This is a genomic window from Marivirga lumbricoides, from assembly GCF_014636295.1.
Classification (GTDB): domain Bacteria; phylum Bacteroidota; class Bacteroidia; order Cytophagales; family Cyclobacteriaceae; genus Marivirga; species Marivirga lumbricoides.
Window position 1 is genome coordinate 375,991 of record NZ_BMEC01000003.1, and the last position, 22,789, is coordinate 398,779.

General features: G+C 36.2%; 21 protein-coding genes. 9 read left to right on the forward strand and 12 right to left on the reverse strand.

Features of this window, described 5'->3' with window-relative positions:
- Positions 1-44 precede the first annotated feature (44 nt).
- Positions 45-677 carry an alpha/beta hydrolase gene (locus tag IEV85_RS06500; protein WP_188461423.1) on the forward strand — a complete coding sequence of 211 codons (633 nt, stop codon included), beginning with the start codon at positions 45-47 and terminating at the stop codon, positions 675-677.
- Positions 678-692: 15 nt separating this feature from the next.
- Here the strand turns inward: IEV85_RS06500 and IEV85_RS06505 are convergent, their stop codons facing one another.
- Entirely contained in the window at positions 693-1,436 is a 744-nt protein-coding gene (locus IEV85_RS06505; RefSeq protein WP_188461425.1) for a polyprenol monophosphomannose synthase, read from the reverse strand.
- 70 nt (positions 1,437-1,506) lie between these two features.
- Here IEV85_RS06505 and IEV85_RS06510 point away from each other — a divergent pair, with 70 nt between their 5' ends.
- Positions 1,507-2,031, forward strand: coding sequence for a D-glycero-alpha-D-manno-heptose-1,7-bisphosphate 7-phosphatase (locus IEV85_RS06510; RefSeq protein ID WP_188461427.1), 525 nt, complete (start codon positions 1,507-1,509; stop codon positions 2,029-2,031).
- 65 nt (positions 2,032-2,096) lie between these two features.
- On the opposite strand, the gene purB is transcribed toward IEV85_RS06510, so the two are convergent.
- Both purB and IEV85_RS06520 read right to left on the reverse strand, forming a co-directional pair.
- Positions 2,097-3,440, reverse strand: coding sequence for an adenylosuccinate lyase (gene purB, locus IEV85_RS06515; protein WP_188461429.1), 1,344 nt, complete (start codon positions 3,438-3,440; stop codon positions 2,097-2,099).
- Positions 3,441-3,503: 63 nt separating this feature from the next.
- Entirely contained in the window at positions 3,504-3,803 is a 300-nt protein-coding gene (locus IEV85_RS06520) for a DUF3817 domain-containing protein (protein ID WP_229712523.1), read from the reverse strand.
- Positions 3,804-3,935: 132 nt separating this feature from the next.
- On the opposite strand from IEV85_RS06520, the gene IEV85_RS06525 reads away from it, so the two are divergent.
- A complete protein-coding gene (locus IEV85_RS06525; protein WP_188461433.1) occupies positions 3,936-4,331 on the forward strand; it encodes a DUF3127 domain-containing protein in 396 nt (131 codons plus the stop codon).
- Between the two features lie 65 nt (positions 4,332-4,396).
- Here the strand turns inward: IEV85_RS06525 and IEV85_RS06530 are convergent, their stop codons facing one another.
- Positions 4,397-5,815, reverse strand: coding sequence for a T9SS type A sorting domain-containing protein (locus IEV85_RS06530; RefSeq protein ID WP_188461435.1), 1,419 nt, complete (start codon positions 5,813-5,815; stop codon positions 4,397-4,399).
- A 143-nt stretch (positions 5,816-5,958) separates the two neighbouring features.
- The gene (locus IEV85_RS06535; protein ID WP_188461437.1) at positions 5,959-7,038 is read right to left on the reverse strand and encodes an isoaspartyl peptidase/L-asparaginase family protein; all 1,080 of its coding nucleotides are present in this window, start codon (positions 7,036-7,038) and stop codon (positions 5,959-5,961) included.
- A gap of 145 nt (positions 7,039-7,183) precedes the next feature.
- Between IEV85_RS06535 and IEV85_RS06540 the strand changes: the two genes are divergently transcribed.
- Entirely contained in the window at positions 7,184-11,923 is a 4,740-nt protein-coding gene (locus IEV85_RS06540) for a tetratricopeptide repeat protein (protein ID WP_188461439.1), read from the forward strand.
- A gap of 53 nt (positions 11,924-11,976) precedes the next feature.
- On the opposite strand, the gene aroQ is transcribed toward IEV85_RS06540, so the two are convergent.
- Positions 11,977-12,396 (reverse strand): type II 3-dehydroquinate dehydratase, encoded by a 420-nt coding sequence (aroQ, locus tag IEV85_RS06545; RefSeq protein ID WP_188461441.1) that lies wholly within the window; start codon positions 12,394-12,396, stop codon positions 11,977-11,979.
- Between the two features lie 20 nt (positions 12,397-12,416).
- On the opposite strand from aroQ, the gene xerD reads away from it, so the two are divergent.
- Positions 12,417-13,316 (forward strand): site-specific tyrosine recombinase XerD, encoded by a 900-nt coding sequence (gene xerD / locus IEV85_RS06550; protein WP_188461443.1) that lies wholly within the window; start codon positions 12,417-12,419, stop codon positions 13,314-13,316.
- Position 13,317: 1 nt separating this feature from the next.
- Here xerD and IEV85_RS06555 read toward each other — a convergent pair whose 3' ends face one another.
- Genes IEV85_RS06555 through IEV85_RS06575 form a run of 5 tightly spaced genes read right to left on the reverse strand, consistent with a single transcriptional unit; the run spans position 13,318 to position 16,065 of the window.
- Positions 13,318-13,566 (reverse strand): hypothetical protein, encoded by a 249-nt coding sequence (locus tag IEV85_RS06555; RefSeq protein ID WP_188461444.1) that lies wholly within the window; start codon positions 13,564-13,566, stop codon positions 13,318-13,320.
- A gap of 24 nt (positions 13,567-13,590) precedes the next feature.
- Positions 13,591-14,049: a pantetheine-phosphate adenylyltransferase gene (coaD, locus tag IEV85_RS06560; protein WP_188461446.1), complete on the reverse strand. Its 459-nt coding sequence runs from the start codon at positions 14,047-14,049 to the stop codon at positions 13,591-13,593.
- A 2-nt stretch (positions 14,050-14,051) separates the two neighbouring features.
- On the reverse strand, positions 14,052-14,939 hold the full coding sequence (locus IEV85_RS06565) for a DUF3822 family protein (protein ID WP_188461448.1): 888 nt from the start codon (positions 14,937-14,939) through the stop codon (positions 14,052-14,054).
- 4 nt (positions 14,940-14,943) lie between these two features.
- Entirely contained in the window at positions 14,944-15,516 is a 573-nt protein-coding gene (locus IEV85_RS06570) for a hypothetical protein (RefSeq protein WP_188461450.1), read from the reverse strand.
- 42 nt (positions 15,517-15,558) lie between these two features.
- On the reverse strand, positions 15,559-16,065 hold the full coding sequence (locus IEV85_RS06575; RefSeq protein WP_188461452.1) for an NUDIX domain-containing protein: 507 nt from the start codon (positions 16,063-16,065) through the stop codon (positions 15,559-15,561).
- 45 nt (positions 16,066-16,110) lie between these two features.
- On the opposite strand from IEV85_RS06575, the gene IEV85_RS06580 reads away from it, so the two are divergent.
- From IEV85_RS06580 to IEV85_RS06590, 3 genes are all read left to right on the forward strand, one after another.
- Entirely contained in the window at positions 16,111-16,572 is a 462-nt protein-coding gene (locus IEV85_RS06580) for a PaaI family thioesterase (protein WP_188461454.1), read from the forward strand.
- A complete protein-coding gene (locus IEV85_RS06585; RefSeq protein ID WP_188461456.1) occupies positions 16,565-17,968 on the forward strand; it encodes an ATP-dependent DNA helicase in 1,404 nt (467 codons plus the stop codon). The genes IEV85_RS06580 and IEV85_RS06585 overlap by 8 nt, the downstream gene beginning before the upstream one ends.
- A 63-nt stretch (positions 17,969-18,031) precedes the next feature.
- Positions 18,032-18,430, forward strand: a complete 399-nt coding sequence (locus IEV85_RS06590; RefSeq protein WP_188461458.1) for a DUF1573 domain-containing protein — start codon at positions 18,032-18,034, stop codon at positions 18,428-18,430.
- Positions 18,431-19,382: 952 nt separating this feature from the next.
- Here the strand turns inward: IEV85_RS06590 and IEV85_RS06595 are convergent.
- Positions 19,383-20,504 (reverse strand): BamA/TamA family outer membrane protein, encoded by a 1,122-nt coding sequence (locus IEV85_RS06595; RefSeq protein ID WP_188461460.1) that lies wholly within the window; start codon positions 20,502-20,504, stop codon positions 19,383-19,385.
- Positions 20,505-20,629: 125 nt separating this feature from the next.
- On the opposite strand from IEV85_RS06595, the gene IEV85_RS06600 reads away from it, so the two are divergent.
- The gene (locus tag IEV85_RS06600) at positions 20,630-22,672 is read left to right on the forward strand and encodes a tetratricopeptide repeat protein (protein WP_188461462.1); all 2,043 of its coding nucleotides are present in this window, start codon (positions 20,630-20,632) and stop codon (positions 22,670-22,672) included.
- Positions 22,673-22,789 lie beyond the last annotated feature (117 nt).

Consider the following 22,789-nt stretch of genomic DNA (forward strand, 5'->3'; position numbering starts at 1 on the left):
TTTATTTATTTCTGTTCTTACTACATTACATCTAAAATAGTGTTATGAAAAATCTAGTTAAATTTTCTTTTGAAGCATCTTATCATCAATCAGGTCCTATTACTGAAAACACAAAAGAACTTTGGTTTGTGCTTCACGGATATGGACAGCTACCTCAGTACTTCTTAAGAAAGTTTGATTCTATTGCCAGCAGTGAACGTGTTATCATTGCTCCCGGTGGTTTATCCCGATTTTACTTAGAAGGCTTTTCCGGTAGGGTAGGTAGCACCTGGATGACAAAAGAAGAGCGTGAAGTAGATATTAGAAATTATGTTAGCTACCTTCATGCAGTGCTGGAAGATGTATATTTCGGAGACTCTACCTGCAAAATTACATTACTTGGTTTCTCTCAGGGTGCAGCTACTGTATGCCGGTGGGTGCAACAATTTCGGATAAATTTTCATCGCCTTATATTATGGTCGGGTGCTTTTCCTCATGATATGGAAATTCCTGCCATTAAGAGGAAACTTGAAGGGAAAGAAATATGGATGGTAAGAGGAGATGAGGATACTTTTATCAATGAAGAAAAGCAAAAAGAACAACAGAAAATAATAGATGAATTAGGAGTAGAGGTAGAACATAAGTTGTTTAAAGGAGGGCATGATATTGACGAACCCACCCTTCAAACTTTTTTATAATTCACATTTAGTTTATTAAGAAGCGTTTCTTTTATACTTTTTAAATAGACTATAAAGCTTCATTTGAATTACTCCAAATATAGCTTCTCGAAATATTCTCTGAGACATTTTACTTTCCCCCTTACTTCTGTCAGTGAAGATGATAGGTACTTCTTTAATACCAAAACCATATTTCCATGTAAGGAATTTCATTTCTATCTGGAAAGCGTAGCCAATAAAACGTATTTTATCAAGGTCTAAAGTTTCAAGTACAGACCTATGATAACATATAAAACCTGCAGTGGCATCGTAAACAGGTAGGCCCGTTACAAACTTTACATATTTGCTGGCAAAATAAGACATCAGTACGCGTCCCATAGGCCAGTTTACTACATTTACACCCGTAACATACCGGGATCCGATTACTAACTGAACATCTTCATTGCTTTTACAAGCTTTATAAAGTTCCAGTAGATCAAGCGGGTTATGTGAGAAATCAGCATCCATTTCAAAAATATACTGATAATTTCTTTCCAGCGCATACCTGAAACCCGTAATATAAGCTGTTCCAAGACCCATTTTACCTAATCTTTCCAGCAAATGAAGGTTTTCCGGATAATCTTTCTGAAGTTCCTTAACTATTTCAGCTGTTCCATCAGGTGAATTGTCATCAATGATTAAAACATCAAATTTTTTAGTCAATAAAAAGATAGCGCGAAGTATATCCTCAATATTTTCGCGTTCATTGTAAGTTGGTATGATTACTAAACTATCATTCATATATTTAGATCAACTTCAAAACTAAAAAATCTTTTGAGATATTGAATCTTAATTTTTCAAAACTATTAAAATGAATTTAAAAGCATGTGTTTTTCTGGATAGAGATGGGGTATTAAATGAAGAACGAGGAGAGTATACTTTTCGTGTAGAAGACTTCAAAATTATTGATGGGGTAAAGAAAGCTATGCAACTATTGAAGCAGAAGGATTACCTCCTTATTGTGATTACAAACCAGGCTGGCATAGCTAAAGGTTTGTATACGGATAATGATGTAATGCAATGTCACGAATACCTCCAGAACCAAACAGGTAAATTAATTGATGATATTTATTATTGCCCACATCACCCTGTATCTACCGAGTCATTATTGCGCAAACCTGATAGCCTTATGTTGGAGAAAGCAATTGCCAGGTATAATATTGACCCTGATAAGTCGTGGATGGTGGGTGATTCTGAAAGGGATTTAATTGCCGCTGATAAAGTGGGTGTAAAAGGGATTTTAGTGAATGAAACTAATGATACTTCCCAAAACGGATTGGTATGTAAAAACCTGTTGGAGGCAGTTCAGAAATTTATTTTAAAAGCAAATCCGTAGAGCTATTCATTTAGTTACGGATTTGCTGATAAGCTAACAAATTAAACAATTTATTAGCTTTTATTTTAAATTCCTGTGTAGTTGTAAGGAGTGATGTCTTTCAATTCATTCTTAATAGCATCACGTACTTCTAATCCATCAATAAAATCAGCAATAGTAGCTGAAGTTATCTTTTCATTCTTTCTTGTAAGCGCTTTTAAGGCTTCATAAGGGGCAGGGTAGCCTTCTCTTCTTAGCACTGTTTGTATACCTTCGGCCACAACTGCCCAGTTTTCATTTAAGTCATGCTCAATGGCTGATTGGTTAAGCTCAAGTTTTTTTAAACCTTTAATAATAGAGTGTAAAGCAATAACTCCATGCGCTAAAGGTACCCCGATATTTCTTAGGACTGTTGAATCAGTTAAATCCCGTTGCAGTCTTGAAATAGGTAACTTTGCAGATAAATGCTCAAAAATAGCATTGGCAATTCCTAAATTCCCTTCAGCATTTTCAAAGTCAATAGGGTTTACTTTATGAGGCATTGCAGAAGAACCTACTTCATCTTTTGCTATCTTTTGTTTGAAATAGTTCATTGAAACATACTGCCAAACATCTCTGCAAAGGTCAATTAGAATAGTATTTATTCTTTTAAAGCTGTCAAAGCGCGCAGCTAAGTGATCATAATGCTCAATCTGAGTGGTAGGTTCACTTCTTTTTAAGCCCAAATAGTTTTTTGTAAAATTATCTCCAAAGGCTTTCCATTCAATTTCAGGATAGGCTACATGGTGCGCATTAAAGTTACCTGTTGCTCCACCAAATTTAGCCGCATGAGGAATTTGTGCTTCTAATAGAAGCTGTTCTTTAACTCTTACTAAAAAAACCTCAAGTTCTTTACCTAACCTTGTAGGAGAAGCTGGTTGGCCATGGGTTTTAGCAAGCATGGGTATTTTAGCCCAGTCTTTTGCGTATGTTTCCAGAATAGATAAAGTTTCTTCCAATAAAGGTAAATATACTTTTTCAGCAGCCTCTTTTAACATTAAAGGAGTGGCTGTGTTATTTACATCTTGAGAAGTTAATCCAAAATGGATGAATTCTTTTTGGGCACCAACACCTATTTCATCGAACCTCTGCTTAAGGAAGTACTCTACAGCCTTTACATCATGGTTGGTAGTCCGTTCAATTCCTTTTATTATTAGCGCGTCATCTTCAGTAAAATCACTGACGATTTTACGCATTTCAGAAAATTTTGTACTATCAATACCTTTTAGCTGTGGAAGAGGTAACTCACAAAGTGCTATAAAATATTCTATTTCAACATGCACTCTGTACTTAATAAGTGCCCACTCCGAAAAATATGGGGCTAAATTTAAGGTTTTAGTTCTGTATCGGCCGTCTATCGGGGAAATGGCACTTAAGCTGGTTAATTCCATAGGGATTAAAATTTAAGATTGCAAAGATAAGGAAAATGAAAGATTTGGAAGGGTGAAGCTGTATTATCTGTTATTTATTTCCATCATCTTAAACCACTTCCAATCAGCATAGAAAGTTCCAAATGGAATAAGGGAGGCCAGAAATGCTAAAACTATCATTTTAAATTTCCACTTCATTTTAACGGCTACTATTACAACCAATAGGCAGTACATAATAAATAATACTCCATGAATCATTCCCACTATATAATTTGGTAAAGGCATATCATTAAGATATTTTAAAGGCATGGTTATACCCAGTAAAATGTAGGAGATTCCTTCTAAAATGGCCATAATTCGTAATCGGCCGAGCGCTGTTTTCATTGTGTATCCCATAGTTACAAAGAAAATACCCAAAAGCGCTTAAAGCAATTTTATTTCAATTTAATATCGTTCAATTAGGTCTCAATAAAATATTTTAACAAATTTGTTTACTCAAACATACAACTGAAAAAAATGGAACTGACCGGAAAAGTAATAGATGTACTGGAAGAAGAAAAAGGCAACGGAAGAAACGGAGAGTGGCGTAAGCAGAGTTTTGTAATTGAAACACAAGAGCAGTACCCCAAAAAAGTATGTGCTGTAGCCTGGGGCGATAAAATAGATTCTTTTAATATTAAGAAAGGAGAGGAGCTAACAGCTAAAATCAATATTGAAAGCCGCGAGTATAATGGCAAATGGTATACAGATGTTAAAATTTGGGCAGTTGAAAGAGGGGGAAGCCAGGGAAGTACTTCTTCAGCTGGAGCGCCTTCTTCAGGAGCTTATCAATCACAAGCCCCAATGGGCCAGGGAATGAGTGGTCCGCAAGATGCACCACCTCCAAGTGAAGATGATGAACTGCCGTTTTAAGGTGTAAAGTGGATGACTAGTTCTGAAAAAGCCTCTATTTTTTTAAATGGAGGCTTTTTTGATTTTTATTCAACAACAAATTTAGCAGACATTTTTCCTACCTGTAAAAAGTAAAATCCAGGCTTTAAATAACTAACATCCAACGTAAGTTGAGAAGTGGATTGGGTAATGTCCTGTTCCAGAAGCTTTCTTCCTTTCAGATCTATTATTCTTACTACACTATTTGTTTCTGAAATGGAAGGCAAACAAACTTGAAGGTATTGGCGGTGATTGCTTGGATTAGGGTAAATGACCATTTCTTCACAATTGGGCTTTTCCTCTCTTATAATCGGATCAGGCGAAATATTTTCGGGAAGCTCTTCACACCCTAAAGCAAATGCCCATGAACTGGTAACTGTTTGATAAGGAGTAGAAATACTTAGAATTACTCTATAGGGCTTAAATGAAGTAAATGCTACGCTATCAGGCAGTCTTACTGACAAAGTGAAAGGACCGTTGACCTGAAATTCAGTAAATTCATTTTCTTTTGCTATCTGATTGTTGAGTACCAAGCCGGGCAAATCTGTAAATACCCTGAGTGTGTCATTAGTGCTTCCATTGTTTTCTATAATTAATTGCTTGTCAATTTGACTAGCAGTCTCGTAGCAATTTAAATCAGACGTGCTTATGTCAATTTCTTTGTCTGCATCAACTATTTTATCTATTAGAATAACCTGATTCTCTCCAATATTTTGCCAATCTCCTCCCAGTTTACGCCATTGAATAATTTTGTAAGCAATAGCATATTCTCCTAACAAATCCGGAGCATCCCAAATGATTTCTCCGGTTATTGGTGAAATTGAGTATTCTGGCTTGCCATTTTTTTCTTGATTACCTCTGCTAAAGTTGATATAGAAGAGTGAGTCATTAGGGTATCTGTAACTAATAATTGGAGATGAATTGCTTTGCTCAGGGATAATCAACTCGTAGGAAAGGCTGTCATCATCAGCATCGTAAGCTACAGGATTAGTTCTTTGTATTATTCCTTTTAAACCCCTCTGTATAGTAGTCAATTTTAAAAGTGGAGAGCTGTTAGTTCTGCTAACAGGAGAAACCAGAAGTGAGGAAGAAAAATAAAGAGGGATAGAATTTGAGTTCTGAAAGTTGATAATGCCATTGTTATAGAATTCTTCAGAATAGGAGATTGTATAAGTACCGCTACCACTATACGTATGCGCTACTACAAAGCTTACTAAATTAAAACCTTCCGAAATTTCTTTTGTTTTACTATTAAAAGGAGCTTGTAAGCTTGTGCCATCCCCAAAGCTTAATATTCCTGAGGCAGCCCCAACATCTGATTTTGAATCCACAAACAGGTAAACAGTAATTTCATATAGATTTCCACTAATCCATTCGGAGTGAATATAACCTCCTAATAGGTGTGAAGCTTTTGATTGATGAAAAGCTAAAAAGCTAAAAATGCATAAAATCAACTTCCATTTCATTACCGTTTTTTTAAGGTTGTTATGAAGTTAATTACATTAACTGTGTAATGCAAATATTCAGTTAAATATTACATAGCCAGTCTATTAGGGAAAGTAATCAGCCACTTGTTTTCTATAGAAGTAGCTGATTAATGTTAAGGTGATTATTCCTTTTCATCTTTATAGATGAATACTTTAGCTATATCAGAAGAGTTTTTATACCCTCTGAACATTCCATTGGAATTAAAAGGCATAGTAATGTTCCCTGCTTTGTCTAAGGCAATAATACCACCTTCACCTCCAAAATCTACTAGTTCATCCATCACAACTTTATCAGCTGCTTCTTTTAAGCTCATGCCGTTGTATTTCATTTTAGCAGCTATATCATAAGCTACCACACTTCTAATAAAGTACTCTCCATGCCCTGTTGCTGATACACCACACGTTTCATTGTCGGCATAGGTTCCGGCACCAATAATGGGTACGTCACCTACACGACCATATTTTTTATTGGTCATTCCTCCTGTGGAAGTTCCCGCAGCAATATTTCCTTGTTTGTCCAGCGCCACACAGCCCACAGTACCAAATTTACTATCAGGAAAAGCGGCCAGGGCTGCAGCAGTTCCATTTTCTGTTTCTTTTTGTTTTACCCTTTGTAGTGCATCGTACCTGTTTTGTATAAAGAAATAAGATGGATCAACAATTTCCAGCCCTTGCTCTTTTGCAAATTGCTCTGCACCAGGGCCAGTCATCATTACATGCGGACTGTTTTCCATTACCGCTAAGGCAGCAGAAATAGGGCTTTTAACTTTTGTGAGTCCGGCAACGGCTCCTGCGTCTCTGCTTTCACCTTTCATAATAGCAGCATCCATTTCATTAGTGCCAGCACTCGTAAATACAGAACCTCTTCCAGCATTGAATAATGGTGATTCCTCCATAATTTGTATGGCAGCTATTACGGCTTTACTAGCTGGTTCTCCATTTTCTAAAACAGCATAACCTGCCTCCAATGCTTCTGTAAGTTTTGCCCTGTAGGCTGAATCCTGCTCGGGAGAAATATTTTCTCTTTTGATGGTTCCAGCTCCGCCATGAATAACCAGACTTATAGGTCCTTGCCTTTTTTCACCAGCATCTGCTGAAGGACTTTTTTCAACATTTTTATCTTTATTGGACTCAGGTGACTGGCAAGCAGCACCCAGGAAAAGTATCACTACTATCCATTTTACAAAATATAAGTTTTTCATTGATGTGATTTTTGTAAATTTTTGAAAGGGAAGTTACATAATAATGAGAATCAGAAAAATTAATAGTTGCAATTATAGCCTGGGTTTTCTTCCATAAGCGCCAAAAAATGAATAATTTTCCTACTATTATTTAAATCTTTGATTTATGAGTAAATTCTATACTTTTTTAATAGTCTGGTTTTCCATTGCCTTTATTTATAATGTAAATGCTCAGGAACAAAATAGCTTATATTTTCTTCAAACTTACGATGCCTCAGGCAAAGCACTTAATTCAGGCACAGCCATCATTATAGATCAGCAGGGTACTGGTGTTACCCATCAACAGAGTTTTGAAGGAGCTACAAGTGCCAAAGTTTTTACAATGGATAGCTCTGTTCACAACATCTCCACTATAAATGGTTTTGATGCAGCCTCCGGCTTGGTAAAGTTTTCTGTTGATAATAACCTCACAGTAAAATTTCAGCCAGCTAAGGTTTCTTCTTCGCCTTTAAAAGAAAAGGAGAGTGCAAAACTGTTGTCCCGCACTGCTATTCAAAAAGTAGAGAATCAGAATGTTATCCTTTCTATTTCATCTAATCTGACAGGTTATGGAAACTTTTATCTGGTACCGGATAATATTCAAAAATCCTCTACAGGAGCAGCTGTGTTTAAAAATAATGAGTTAGTAGCAGTAGTTGTGCCGGGCATTAGTGGTGTAAATGGAACTGTGCTGGTAGATGCGGACAGAATTGCTAAAATGGGAAATGTAACAAATGGATTTTCAAATTTTGCTAAAAGTATAAAGTCTGATCAAAGTGCTTTAGCTGCTCTGGGCTTTTATGCTTCCGGGGAGTGGCAGAAAGCAGCTACGGCATTTGGCAGTTATGCCTCTGGCAGTCCTAAAGAAGAATTTGGATGGAAGATGGCAGGTTTTGCTGCTTACCAGCAAGGGGATTTTACAAAAAGCATAGAATATTTAAGCAAGGCATTACAATTAAAGTCAGATGCGCTAGTATTTTCCACAAGAGGTTTAGCATATTTTAATACTAAAGACTATGCGAAAGCTATAAGTGACTTCAGCCAGGGCGCTGCAGAAAAAAGAGATGAAGTTAAATGGTTTGCCTCAAAAGGGATTGCTCATTATGAATTGGATCAGATTGAATTAGCCATTCCTGACTTGCAAAAAGCTATGTCTTTAAAAGCAGAAGATCCTCAGGTGGCGTATTATTTAGGAAATGCTCTTTTTAAACAGGAAAAATATGCTGAAGCCATTAAAGCTTATGATGTTGCAGTAGGTCAGAATATGAAAAGTGAGCTGCTATTTAACAATAGAGGAAAAGCAAAATATAATTTAAAGCAATATGAAGCTGCTATAGAGGATTATAACCAGGCAATAGCTGTAAAAGCAAACTATGATAAAGCATACGAAAACAGGGGAGCAGCAAATTTTGTCCTTGAAAAATGGGAGTCTGTCATTAAGGATTACAGAAAGGCAATTGATTTGGGCTTGTCTGATAAACAGGTTTTTTATGACCTGGCAGTTGCTTATTTAAAAAGCAACGATAAAAAGCAGGCTACTGAATTTTTTACGAAAGCGATTCAAGCCGGATACAATGACGCAAAGGTTTACCAGTTAAGAGGAGAAGCCTATTTAACAGTGAATGACTACGCAAAAGCAGCTTCAGATTTTAAAGATGCTATCAGCAGAGGAGCAAATGATGGTGCTATTTTTCAATTGCTGGGTGAAGCTCAATACAAGAGTAATAATTATCAGGAATCTGTAACCAACCTGGAAAGAGCTATTTCTTTCGGAATTCAGGATAGTGCCCTATTTGTGTATGCAGCAAAAGCTAACCAGGCACTCAATAGAAATGAGCAAGCAGTGGATTTCTATAAGAAAGGGATTGCCCTGGGAGCTAAAAATCCTCAAGTATTGGCGGATTATGCTATTCTACTTTATGAAACCGGGAAAAATGATGAAGCTAAATCGAGCATAGAAAAGGCTCTATCGGCAGGAGCAAAATCTCCTAAATTATTGCTCTATAGTGGTTTAATAGCTGCTAAAAATCAGCAATGGGATTTAGCCATTCAACAATTAACAAAAGCTGAAGCTGGTGGGGTTAAAGATAATTCCTTATCTGCAGGTTTGGGAATGGCTTATTATGGAAAGCAAGACTATGAAAAGGCTATAACTCAACTAAAGCAAGCAGTAAGCCAGGGAAATACCGCACCGGAAGTATACCAGAATTTAGGTTTGGCTTACTTTAATCAAAAGCAATATGAGGAAGCCTCTAAAGCACTGGGTGCAGCAATCCAGGGCGGACTTAACTCCAAAGAAATCAATCGCGCTTTGGGAATCGCTCAATATCAATTGAAAAATTATAAACCTGCGGTTGTTTACCTGCAGAAAGCAGAAGAGCTCGGGGATAAGTCGCTGGATATTTATGAGTACAGAGGTTTAGCTAATTATGAGCTCAAATCAGCTGAACCTGCACTTTCTGACTTGAGCAAAGCTTCTGAAATGGGATCTCAAGTGGCTGATGTTTATTATTTTCTTGGTAACCTTCACTTTAAAAATGAAAACTTCGATAAAGCCATTACTGCCTATGACAAAGCGGTTCAACTGGGTGCCAATGAAGCCATAGTTTATAATAACAGAGGGAAAGCTAAATTTAATCAGGAAAAAATTAGTGAGGCCATAAAAGATTATGACCAGGCCTTAACAAAAGATGCTGGTTTTGCACAAGCTTTATTAAACAGAGGTACAGCTTACTATCAGCAAAAAAATTATGCTGCCGCCATTGCAGATTTAGAAAAGGCAGAACCCAAAAATGTATTAATACATGAGATGCTGGCATTAGCTTATTACCAAACACAAGCCTGGGACAAATCCTTAGCCAGTATGCAGAGTGCTATACAGGGAGGGATAAATAACCCTCAACTATACTATTTTAAAGGGAATATCCTATTTAATAAAAATGATTACAAAGGAGCAATTGCTGATTATCAGAAAGCAGAGGCGGGAGGAATTAACGATAAAGAATTATTTGCCAATAAAGGAAAGGCTTTCTATGAGTTGAAAAATTATTCAGAAGCTGTTACTGGTTTAACCAAAGCGGTAGAAGCCGGGATAAATGAGCCACAAGTTATTGAAAACCTCGGTAATGCACTTTATGAGGTAAAAAGGTATGAAGATGCAGCTAATTACTTACAAAAGGCTACAAGTGCCGGAAGCAAAAATCCAGAAACTTTCTACAATTATGGAAACACACTTTTTAGATCCGAAAAGTTCAGTGAAGCTATTTTGGCTTATGATAAGGCCATAGAATTAGGTAAAACGGATGAAGTGATTTACAACAATAGAGGAAAGGCAAAAGCTATGCTAAAAAACCATGATGCAGCACTGGCGGATTATAATAAGGCTTTGCAAATTAAACCTGAGTATGGCCAGGCATTATTAAATAGGGCCAACAGCTTCTATATTACTAACCAACATGAAAATGCAATAAAAGATTATGATAAAGTTATTTTACTCAATCTAACCGATGAAAACACCTTTATTAATCTGGGGCTCAGCTATTACAAGCTTCAAAACTACGAGAAGGTGGTTGAAACGATGAACCAGGCTTCTCAAAGAGCCAACCCAACATCAGATTTATTTTATGCAAGAGGTAATGCATATTTCAATCTCAAAAATCAGGAACTGGCTTTTGCAGATTTAAATCAGGCAGTAAGTTTGGGAGATAAAAATGGGGAGACCTACTATAACCGGGGAACAATTTTCTTCAGTAAAAATGAGTTTGAGCCTGCTATTGCTGATTTTAATAAAGCTGAAGAACTCGGGGTGAAAGAGGCAGATCTTTTTTATAAAAGGGGAGTAGCCTTTTATGAAACTAAAGAGTGGCAGAAAGCGCTATCGGATCTTGATAAGGCTATTCAATTAAATAGCAGTTTATCCAAAGCTTACGCCTACAGAGGTGATGCTAAATTTAGGTTAAAAGACTACCAGGGAGCTATTGCTGATTACAATAGTGCCATTTCAGGGGGAGTGGAAGAAGCTATTTACTACAATAACAGAGGTAAAGCCAAGCAGTTAACAGGTGGTCTTCAAAATGCAATTGAAGATTATAATAAAGCTATTCAGCTAGATAAAGATTATGCAAGAGCCTATGAAAACCGGGCAGCAGCTTATTTTGAAATCAAGAATTATGAAGGTGTGGTAAATGATGTTGATCAGCTTGAGCAGCTGGGAGAAGCTAATCCGGAAATGTATTTACTAAAAGCAGAATCTTATTATGTTCTGGAAGATTGGCCGGGTGTAATTTCTTACTTTGAAAAAGCTGTACAAGGCGGGGCCGCTAAACCAGACTCATACTTTAAAAGAGGAAGGGCTTATTTAGAAGTGGAGGACTACAACGCTGCATTGGCAGATTTTAACAAAGCCATTGAAAATGATCCTAACAATCCGGCACTTCACCTGTACAGGGCGCAATGCTACATCTACCTGGGTAATGCCAGAGCGGCCCTGGAAGATTATTCAAAAGCAATAACTCTTAATCCTGATAATACAGATGCCTACAATAACAGAGCAGTGTTGAAAGAGGAGCTAGAGGATTGGGAGGGAGCCTTGCTTGACTACGATAAAATTATTCAGTTGAACCCTAATGATGCAGCAGCTTATTATTACAGAGGAAATATTAAATCTGTGCTGGAAAACTATATGACTGCTATGAAAGACTTAGACAAAGCAATAGAGCTGGATAATAGCAAATCAGCATACTTTAAATTAAGAGGAAATATAAAATACCAGATGGAGGATGATCAGGGCGCTTGCCAGGACTGGCAAAAAGCTAAAAGTATGGGAGAAAAAAGTGTGGACTACTACATTAACCAGTATTGTAAATAATACAAATCCCGGCTCCGAAAAAGAGTCGGGATTTTTTTATATCTATCAATTATTTAATTCTGATTAAAGTAGTCAATAGCCAGTTGATACCCTCTTAAACCTAAGCCCGCTATTAACCCTATACATTTAGAAGAAATAATACTTTTATGCCTGAATTCTTCTCTTTTATAAATGTTTGAGATATGCACTTCAATTACAGGCGTGCCGATGGCCCCGATAGCATCATGTAGGGCTACTGAAGTGTGTGTATAAGCCGCTGCATTTAAAATAATGCCGTCAAAATTATCATCAGCATTTTGAATGGCTTCTACAAGTTCTCCCTCAATATTCGATTGAAAGTAGCTTAGTTCTAACCCCTGATTAAGCTTTTTTAACTCCTTAAAATATTCTTCGAAAGAAGCTGCCCCATAAATTTCAGGTTCTCTTTTCCCTAATAGATTTAAATTTGGTCCATTAATGATGATGATTCGCATTTTATCGTATAATTTCGTTGATGGCTTGGACGACCTTTCTTACTGAATTTGAAAATTATCTTAAACTTGAACGCTCATTAGCTGAAAACACTGTGAGCGCCTATGTTCATGATGTGTTAAAGCTAAAACAGTTTCTTGACATCTGCAATCGGAATGTATCTCCTCTCGAAGTTGAGGGCACAGACATACAGAATTTTCTGGAATATGTGCATGAATTGGGGATGACGGTGCACACTCAGGCACGCGTAGTTTCCGGAATAAAATCATTTTATAAATACTTGCTGTTCGAGGATGTAATTGTAAGCAACCCTGCTGAATTGATAGAAGCTCCGAAACTAGGTAGAAAACTTCCTGATGTACTCAGCTATAACGAAATTGAACAAATTCTTAATAGCATTGATATGACTGAGGCCAATGCGCAGAGGGATAGGGCCATGTTGGAGGTGCTTTACAGCTCTGGTTTAAGGGTTTCTGAACTCACTCAGTTGAAAATATCTAATGTTTATTTTGATATAGGCTTTTTGCGGGTGATAGGGAAAGGCAGTAAAGAAAGATTGGTTCCCATAGGGAAGGATGCCTTAAAATACATGAAAATTTACTTGGATGAAGTGAGGGTTCATCAGAATTTTAAGCCGGCATGCAGGGATATTGTATTTCTTAATCGTTTTGGTGCTAACCTAAGTCGTATTTCAGTCTTCACCATGGTAAAGAAAAAAACTTTAATGGCCGGGATAAAAAAGAAGGTGAGCCCTCATACATTCAGGCATTCATTTGCTACACATTTAATTGAAGGAGGAGCAGATTTAAGGGCAGTGCAGGAGATGCTGGGACATGAATCAATCACCACTACTGAAATTTATACCCATTTGGACAGGGATTTTCTTCAGCAAACCTTAAAGTCATTTCATCCCAGGGCTTAAATTATTTCTTTTCATCAGCTTTTCTGGTAATAGCAAAATAGATTACATACAACCAGCTAAGCAGTCCGGAGATGATAACAAAAAGAATTGACTTATTTCTTTCCCAGGATAAAATTGCAGCTATTACACTGCCAAGCCCTATTCCATTTTTTACTACGGTACTTTTAACCTCAGAACTAACTGAATCTTGAGAGAAAATCTCAAATGAGATGAGTAAAAATAATAATAAGAATATGGCTGGTTTTTTCATTGGTTGAATTTATACTTTTTAGCTCTATAGATCGTAAGGCAGAAACTCATTCACATCGCCTTTAAATTTATGTACCTCTCTAATAATAGTGGAACTTATAGCTGCGTATTGCGAAGTGGTAATCAGGAAAACAGAATCCAGGTTAGCATTTAGATGCTTGTTTACCGTAGCTATGCTGTTTTCGTATTCAAAATCAGTGGTGTTTCTTAACCCCCTTAATAAAAAGCCTGCACCCAATTCTTTAGCCAGGTTAGAGGTCAGTTTGTTATAAACAATAACAGATACCCTTGGCTCATCCTTAAAGGTTTCATTAAGCTTTTCAACCATAAAATCAATATCAAAATAGCGGTTATGCTTTTTTGAATTGTATCCTATAGCAATTATAATCTCATCAAATAAATTAAGACCTCGGTTTACAATATCATAGTGACCTTTAGTAAACGGATCAAAGGAACCGGGGAATAAAGCGATACGCTTTTGCATAATTACAGATTAAAATAATTACCGAAAACATCAAAATACTGATGTTCAGGTACTTCGTCAAACTTGTACCCGAAATTTAATAGAGTTGTTCGGTTCCCTGGCTTTATTGCAGGAATATGATTTTTAAGCGAGTTAAAATGAGCAGAATTTTTATTGATAAACCCCCACACTTTAATAGAAGAATTTGTTTTGCTTAATTTAAATTCGTGCAATACCAGATTGATGTATTTAATGTACTCTTCAAATTTGGTGATTTTAAAGGAGTTGAATAAAAGCAGATGATCATTTTGAGATACCGCAGCATGAAGATAAAATCTATCGATAAAAACTGAAACTTTTACCTCGCTAGCTAAAGGGGTATTTTGGAGCACACTGTTTACCAACATACCACTTTGGTGGGTCACTTTTATTTTGCTGTTAATGTAGATAGACCTAAACCATTGAAGTATGGCTTTATCATAGGTGAAAATATTAACTGCATCATTACTGTTTACTTTATAATATCCTACAGAATCATTATCATCAACACTGCAGTTCATTTTAAGAAGTGTGCGAGCATTTTCTTTGGAAAAGTAGGGAAGAGGAACTAAAGTAAACTTATCTGTTTTGAAGGAAAGTATTACCTCTTTCCAAAAACCCACCATTAGCAGATGATGGTGGTCGAAAAGAGATTGCAAAAGAGTTACTTTTTCTTCAGCATTTTCGGTAGCATCAATAATATAATCTTCCAGAAGTAGAGTTCTGTTATTTTTAGTATCAATAATGCATACCTGTAAATCACGACTTCCTACTGATAAAATTAAGCAATACTGCTCAATTTTATCAATAGAGAATTTGTCGTCCTTTATTTTTCGTATTTGTTTAAAAAATGTGGTTCCTGTGGTAGTCAAAATATTATTCCCAGTTTCCTGCGGTTGTTACTTCAGATTTAGACCCTACTCTTAAAGCTTTCTCATTATCATCTTTTCTCCTTTTAGGATTAATTGGATTAGGATCGCTTACCTCAAAAACGTCTACTTTAATTGAACCTTTTACTATTTTATCAGCAAAGATGTTAAACTTAGTATTAGTGTTTGGCTTGTAAGGTAGTCTGTCCAGCTTAAATTTAGGAACATCAGAGTAAAGAGAATCAAATACTGGTACTGTACCTAAGGTATCGATATTAATTACAACGCTATCCCCACCGTAATCTCTGGGAATAATTGTTTCAGAACGCTCAGTTACATAGAAGCTACCAGTGTCAATAAAGTTAATGAGCTTGTCCCAATCGCTAGTGTATTGACCATTCACTCGCTGATAGGCTACTAAACCTTCCCTGATTAATTTTAATTTTTCTATCACAAGTGCCTCTTCTCTTGCAATTTTCTTTTCTTGTTGAATATCATCTGCTATACTTTTTACAAAAAAGTAACCGATTGTAACGGCAACTAAAAAAAGGACTATCGAAAAAATCTTTGTTTTGCTCATCTTACCCTAGTATTATGTCTTTTTTGAATTTAAATTAAAGTGCTATTTTAAAGAATTAATCACAAATTTAAAATATCCTGTTAGATTTAAAACTTCTTCCGGTTTATTTATTGCATGAAACATGTTATGAACCCGTTTTTTTTCTTCATTTTTTAAATCTTCAGCACTAAAAAACTTTAAATCAGTCAATATTTGATGTTGGAACATTTCAGGATCAGTCCCTAATTTAAGCGCTCCTCCCATTCTTGTTACTTCGTAAAATAATTCAATTGCATGAATTTTGTCATCCATAAATTCATTAACGAATAAAAGCTTTTTTACATCAACGTCTAACCCTGTTTCTTCATTAAATTCCCTCTTTAAATTAGCTGAGGCATCCGCTCCAAACTCCATACCTCCACCCGGTGGAGACCATAAGTATTCAGCAGGTCCCACCCCATCATGTTTTAGTAGTAAAATTTTACCCGATTCTATTAGTATACCTCCAACTCTTACTCTTACCTTTCCACCAAACTGTGCATTGATGCTTTCCTTTGCTGTTTCACTCATCAATATCCATATATTTGTGATTTATTTAACGGAAAGATAATAATAATGAGTGAAAATATGGTAAAAGATGATTTTAAAGCACGTGTAGAAAAATTTCTTGAACGTCAGGAGTTTATGAAGCACATTGGCTTTAATTTAAGTGTAATAGAGGAAGGCCGAACCGAAGGATGGCTTGATATTGAAACTATTCACAAGCAGCAAAAAGGATTGGTTCACGGTGGAGTTACAGCTACTTTGGCTGATATTGTAGCGGGTTTTGCTGCCTATACTACCGTTCCTGCAGATTGCCATGTAGTTACTGCAGAAATAAAAGTATCCTATTTTAAGGCAGGAATGGGTGAGAAGCTGCATGCCATAGGTTATGTAATTAAAAAGGGTAGGAAACTAAACTTTTGTGAAGCGGAAATTTGGTCTGTCTCTGGCGATAAGAGGGATTTAATAGCCAAGGCAACCACAACCATGGCTGTAATTACTCCAACTGATGTAAACCATAAAATGAATGCCTAAAGCTTCAGACATAATCCGTTCAAAGTTCCCATTTGAGCCCACACCAGGTCAGGTTCAGTTTTTTAAAGCATTAGATGTTTTTTTTGAACTGAAAGACTCAGACAGGCCCATGATGCTTTTGAAAGGATATGCCGGTACAGGGAAAACAACTATAGTGAGTGCATTAGTGCAGTTTTTGCCTTTATTTAATTATAAATATGTGCTAATAGCGCCTACCGGAAGGGCAGCAAAGGTAATGAGCAACTATGCTAAAAGAATTGCCCTTACAATCCATAAAAAAATATACAGGCAAACAGCTGAGCCGGGGAGCGGGGAACCTAATTTTTCTACACAGAAGAATTACCATAAAAACACTTTGTTTATTGTAGATGAAGCCAGTATGCTTTCTGATGATAGTGGTTTCGGAAACTCAAGTCTTTTAAATGATTTAGTATCCTATATTTTCCAGAATGAAGGAAATAAAGTACTTTTTATTGGGGATGATGCACAGTTGCCTCCTGTAGGTAAAGCTCAAAGTCCGGGTTTAGATGCCAACTATTTAAAAAGTGCTTTTAGAAGTACCGTAATTGAAACGGAGCTTACAGAAGTAATGCGACAAGCTCAGGACTCGGGGATTTTACATAATGCTACCTTGCTGAGGGCTGAGCTGCCTAAGAAAGATTTGCAGATTAAATTTCAAACCAGATCTTACAAGGATATTTTCAGGATGACAGGTGAGAGATTGGAAGATGGGCTCAGGTATGCTTATGATAAGTATGGTGTTGATAATACAACCATCATTTGTCGTTCCAACAAAATGGCAGTACAGTATAATGAGTACATACGCAGACAGATTCATTTTATGGATGCTGAGCTGGAAGCTGGAGATTTTCTGATGATCGTTAGGAATAACTACGTTTTTCAAACAGAAGAAACCCCCGGAGGTTTTCTTGCCAATGGAGATTTTATGGAGGTTGTAAAGGTGATCAATTTTGAGGAAATGTATGGCTTGCGCTTTGCGGATTTGGAAATACGTCTTACAGATTATCAGGATCACCCTAATTTGCAGGTTAAAATTATGATGGACACGCTGCATGCTCCTTCACCATCACTAAGTACTGAGGAATACAGGAAGCTTTATGAGTTGGTTTCGGAAGATTATATGGATTTGGCTACAAAATCGGAAAGAAAAGAGGCGATGAAAAGAGATCCTTATCTGAATGCGCTACAGGTAAAGTTTGCCTATGCTTTAACTTGCCATAAATCTCAAGGTGGGCAATGGAGCGCAGTATTTGTAGATCAGGGCTACTTAACGGATGAAATGGTGGATAAAGAATATGTGCGCTGGTTGTATACTGCTATTACAAGAGCAACAAATGAACTTTTTTTAGTGAATTTTAATAATCGTTTTTTCTAAATGGAACCATTTTAAATTCAATTTTGTATATTTACAACTCGATCAAAATATTAAATCAGCATTATGAAAAAATTAGCGTTTATACTAGTAGCATTTTTTGCGGTAAATATTGCAATGGCTCAAACTGCGGATAGCAAAAATGGTCCGGAAATTACATTTGCAGAAACAGAACATGACTTTGGTGACATCACTCAGGGAGATGTTGTTGAGCATATTTTTAAGTTTGAAAATACGGGAACTGAGCCTTTGATCTTGTCAAACGTTCAGACTACTTGTGGTTGTACTGCTCCATCATGGCCAAGAGAGCCAATAGCACCGGGAGAAACAGCAGAGCTTACTGTGAAATTCAATAGCAGAGGCAAAATGGGAAGACAAAATAAGGTAATTACTATTGTTTCTAACATTGGCGAAAACAGAACAGTGAAGATTATCACCAATGTTCTTCCAAAAGAATCTAAATAAGCATAATAATTAATAACTAGAAGAGGCTGTCTCAAAAGTGAAATTTTATGACAGCCTTTTTTTATGATTTTTTCTTAAGCCTTCCTCCAATAAAAGCCTTCTCCGGGCTGTTTCTTTGTGCTTTTCCGGAAGAAAATTTCAATTGCTTGCCCATCCTGGCCTGGTTGGTTCTAATAGAATGACCCCATAAAAAGTGTACTTGATAGCGGTGGCCTCTATTTTGGTGCCATCAGTCTAAAAGTCTTTTATATATATGTAATCTAAAATTAGATTATACAAGAGATGATAATATGTTGCTGACTTTCAGATGCATATCATTGATTTTCGTGCAATTGGTTGATAGGCTTTATTTAAATCTTAATCCTTTAAATATGAGTGAGAAAGTGAAAATAATCTCTATCCGCCACTATTTTCAGTCATCGGGGCGAAACTACGTTAGCAATTAAGGTGAATGCGTTTAAAATCCCATCAGGATGACATTTCATAAGGACGTGGCTTAATGAATACTGAGGGGATATAATGTCGTCCTTACAGGACTTTTAAAGTATGGTAGGTTCATATATTACCAGAATACCACCTCTACGAGGTTTTGAGCATTGCACATCCCTCTTTAGTTATGTTTCTTAAATCAACGAAACATTTCAGTTGCTATTAGCTTACTTGCATATCAGGTCACAAACTTGATTTTAGTGTGTCAAAGACATCAGTCCCAGCGGACGAAACTATGTTAGCAATGAAGCTGAATGGGTTTAAAATCCCATCAGGATGACATTTTATAAGAACGCTGCTTCATGAATACTGAGGAGATACAATGCTTTTGAGACAGCTCTTTCATTACAAGGTAATATTTAGCAAATAGCCTACTCACTCTCAAGCCGAAAAAATACTGAAACTTCTAATATAGGACGTCACATTTATTTTAAACAATGCTTTTAATTTCTTTCCTAAGCTTTTAAAAAGCTTCATTAAATGAAATATAAAATCCACTGCTGTTCTTTCCTACTGCATAGTCAAGCCTCACATTAATTTTCTTTTTCATATCAAATCGGAATCTCAGACCTGCCCCTCCGGCATAATTCCACCTGTCCATTCCAAATTCCTTAAACTGATCAGCTACCTGACCCACTGATCCAAAACCTACTACTCCCAACCTCCAAAATAGTTCTTGCCTAATTTCAAGTTGACCTAATAAAAGTTTTTTGTCCTGAAAAAAACCTTGAAAATAGCCTCTCATCTTTTTATTTCCCCCTAATTGGGCTAACCTGTTAAAAGGTACAGTTCCAAAATTCGATAAGCTGAATGCATTACCCGCTATTACTGTTTTGTTAGTTAAGGGGTAGTAATAAGCGTAATCAAATGAGATAGCTCCATAATTATGTGTGCTGCCTGTATAAGTGTTATTAATTTCAATATAACTTTCCAGGAAATGTCCTTTAGTGGGGTAATAAATTCCATCTCTTGTATCATAAATTAGTGCAGGTCCAATTCCACTTGTTCTATTATAAGCAGCTCCTTCCACTTCATTTTGAATAAAATTTCCGTTGTCTTCCCACTGAATGATATCATAATTCTCAAACCAATAGCGAAGGCCTACATATAAATTAGGTTGAACTTCCTTTAGGTAAAAAATTCTTACTCTTGGAAATAAAGCTCTATAGGTGATGGAAATATCCTGATCATTATTATTGCCAACACCATAAAAGGGGTATGCATAATTGTAAAAACCAAGCTCCCCCGTGCTGCGCCATTTATTCTTATTCCAGAAAAGCTGAAAAGGTATAAAAATAAGTAGTTGATCTTTAGTGGTATAACCGGCTGCCAGCTGCATTTGGCTGGCATTTATAGGTCTTTTTCTGTCTATATAGAAATTGTAGAGGAGGCTGGCTCCAAAAAACAATCCCGATTCCGGAGTATAATACACAACAGGTAAAGGAAAAAATGAATTTTCATCAGTTACGGTATCCGCAGAATCTAATGGAGTAGGACTATCGACAGGCGACTCCTGACCAAAAGCCAGGGTTCCTATAAAATAGCAAAGCATTACTAAGATTTTGTACTTTAAAGGTAATTTCATGAACGATTACGTCTTGAATTATAAATATTTTAATAGATATTTTGATTACGATTAAATATTGGATTACTTTATTTTGTGTATTTTCAATATCAACTAAAATTTAAGTTAAAGCTTTATTTAATTAAATGCGCTTATTATTCCTTACCGGTGTTCTTTTTTTTCTTACCTTCAAAGTTTCGGGTCAGGAAGTTTCAACTGATGAACTATTAGCTAAAGTTGATAGTGTACCAGACAGTACAAAAATAGAAATATATTTAGATGTAGCTATAGCCTTTCGTATTCTTCAGTCAGATAAGGCTGTGGAATATGCCTCAAATGCTCTGGCAATAGCGGTTAAAAATGGTAACCACCAAAAACAGGCTGAATCTCTACATATTTTAGGCTCTACTTATATTGTTTTGGGTAATTATACAAAAGCCACTTCGCTATTGCATGAGGCACTTCAAATGTATGAACTTACCGGGAAGAGAAAAGGAGTGGCCAACACCTCCAATACTTTAGGTATTTTTTATTTTGAGCAGAAAGATTACAAAAATGCCCTTAAATATTATGAGAAAGCCAAAGCCCTGGTGGATTCCGCTATTGCCCCTGGAAGCTATGCTACTTATCAACTAAATATCGGTGAGGTTTACCAGGCAATGGGGCAAAATGAGAAAGCTTCTGATATTGAAAAAAATGCTTTGACCACTTTTAAATTAGTAGGCGATATTGATGGTATGGCTTATGCAAATGGGGTTTTAGCTAAAATTAAATTCAGGGAAGGAAATTATGAGGCAGCACTTCGTTTATGTGAGGAAGCTTTAGCGCTATTTAATGAAGCACAGGATCATTTAGGGGCTGTCGAGTATTTACATCTTTTGGCCAAAATCCATATTAAATTAGATAAGATTGATCGGGCTAAAGATTATGCAATGGCAGCTTTGGAACTTTCAAACCAAATAAGCACGCTTAGGCTAAAGATAGCTTCATTTAATATTCTGGCAGATATTTCTATTAAAGAAGGTAATTATTTTCAAGCGTATCAGTATAAAGATTCATTTGTGGTACTTAAGGATAGTTTAATGGATGTTGAAAAGCAGAAAAATATTACTAATCTTAGAATCCTTAACGAGTCATCCCGTAAAGAACAGGAAAACGAATTATTGCGTGTTGAGCAACAGTTGCAGGTAAAGAAGATAGAGGAACAGAGAATTATAAATATATCAGTTTTAGGAGCATTGTTGCTGATTGCCATTTTTGCATTAATTACTTTCAGAAGTAAACAGAGCAAACAGAGAGCAAATACTTTACTGCGTAAGCAAAACGAAGAGATATTAATGCAAAGGGAAGAAATTGAAGCGCAATCTGAAGGGCTAAAATTTATTAATCGGGAAGTCATTAATAAAAATAAGCTCATTGAAGAGAAGAACAAGAATATCACAGATAGTATTAATTATGCAAAAAGGATTCAGAATGCACTTTTGCCATTTTCTGAGCGAATAGCTAAATCAATTCCTGAGCATTTTATCTTTTACAAACCCAAAGATATTGTTAGTGGAGATTTCTATTGGTTTAAGGAGTTGAAGGATAAAGTAGTTATTGCTGTGGCTGATTGCACAGGACATGGCATTCCTGGCGCTTTTATGAGTTTTATTGGGCACGATACTTTAAACCATGTAATTAATGTAAAGCACATTACAGAGCCTGAGGAGATTTTGAAGAACCTGAAGAACAATATTATTCATCTCTTAAGGCAGGAAGAAAATGATAACAGGGATGGGATGGATATTTCTGTTTGCGTGTGGGACAGGAGGAAGAATATCGTAGAATTTGCAGGAGCCAATCATTCACTACTTTACATTCAGAATGGAAAGCTATTTGAATTAAAGGGCAACAGAACTACGATAGGCTTTGAAGAAGAGAAACAGACGCGAACCTTCGATACTAAAAGAATAGATATTACTTCCGACACCATGTTCTATCTTTTTACCGATGGTTATGTTGATCAGTTTGGCAGCAGTAAAGATGTAAAGTTTATGAAGAATAGGTTCCGGGATTTATTGTTAGGTATCTATGAGAAGAAAGTGGAAACACAGGAAGTAATTATCAGAGAAACCATGGAACAATGGATGCAAAACACAGAGCAAATTGATGATATCCTGGTGATGGGGTTCAGGTTATATGATTGATTTTATTGTTATTTTATTTGTGTAATTTTGCACTTTAATTAGTTTTGTTAGTTTTTTAGCTTAATGTTCGTTTTATAACATGTTGATTATCAGTATTTAAAAAGGTTGCTAAAAAAA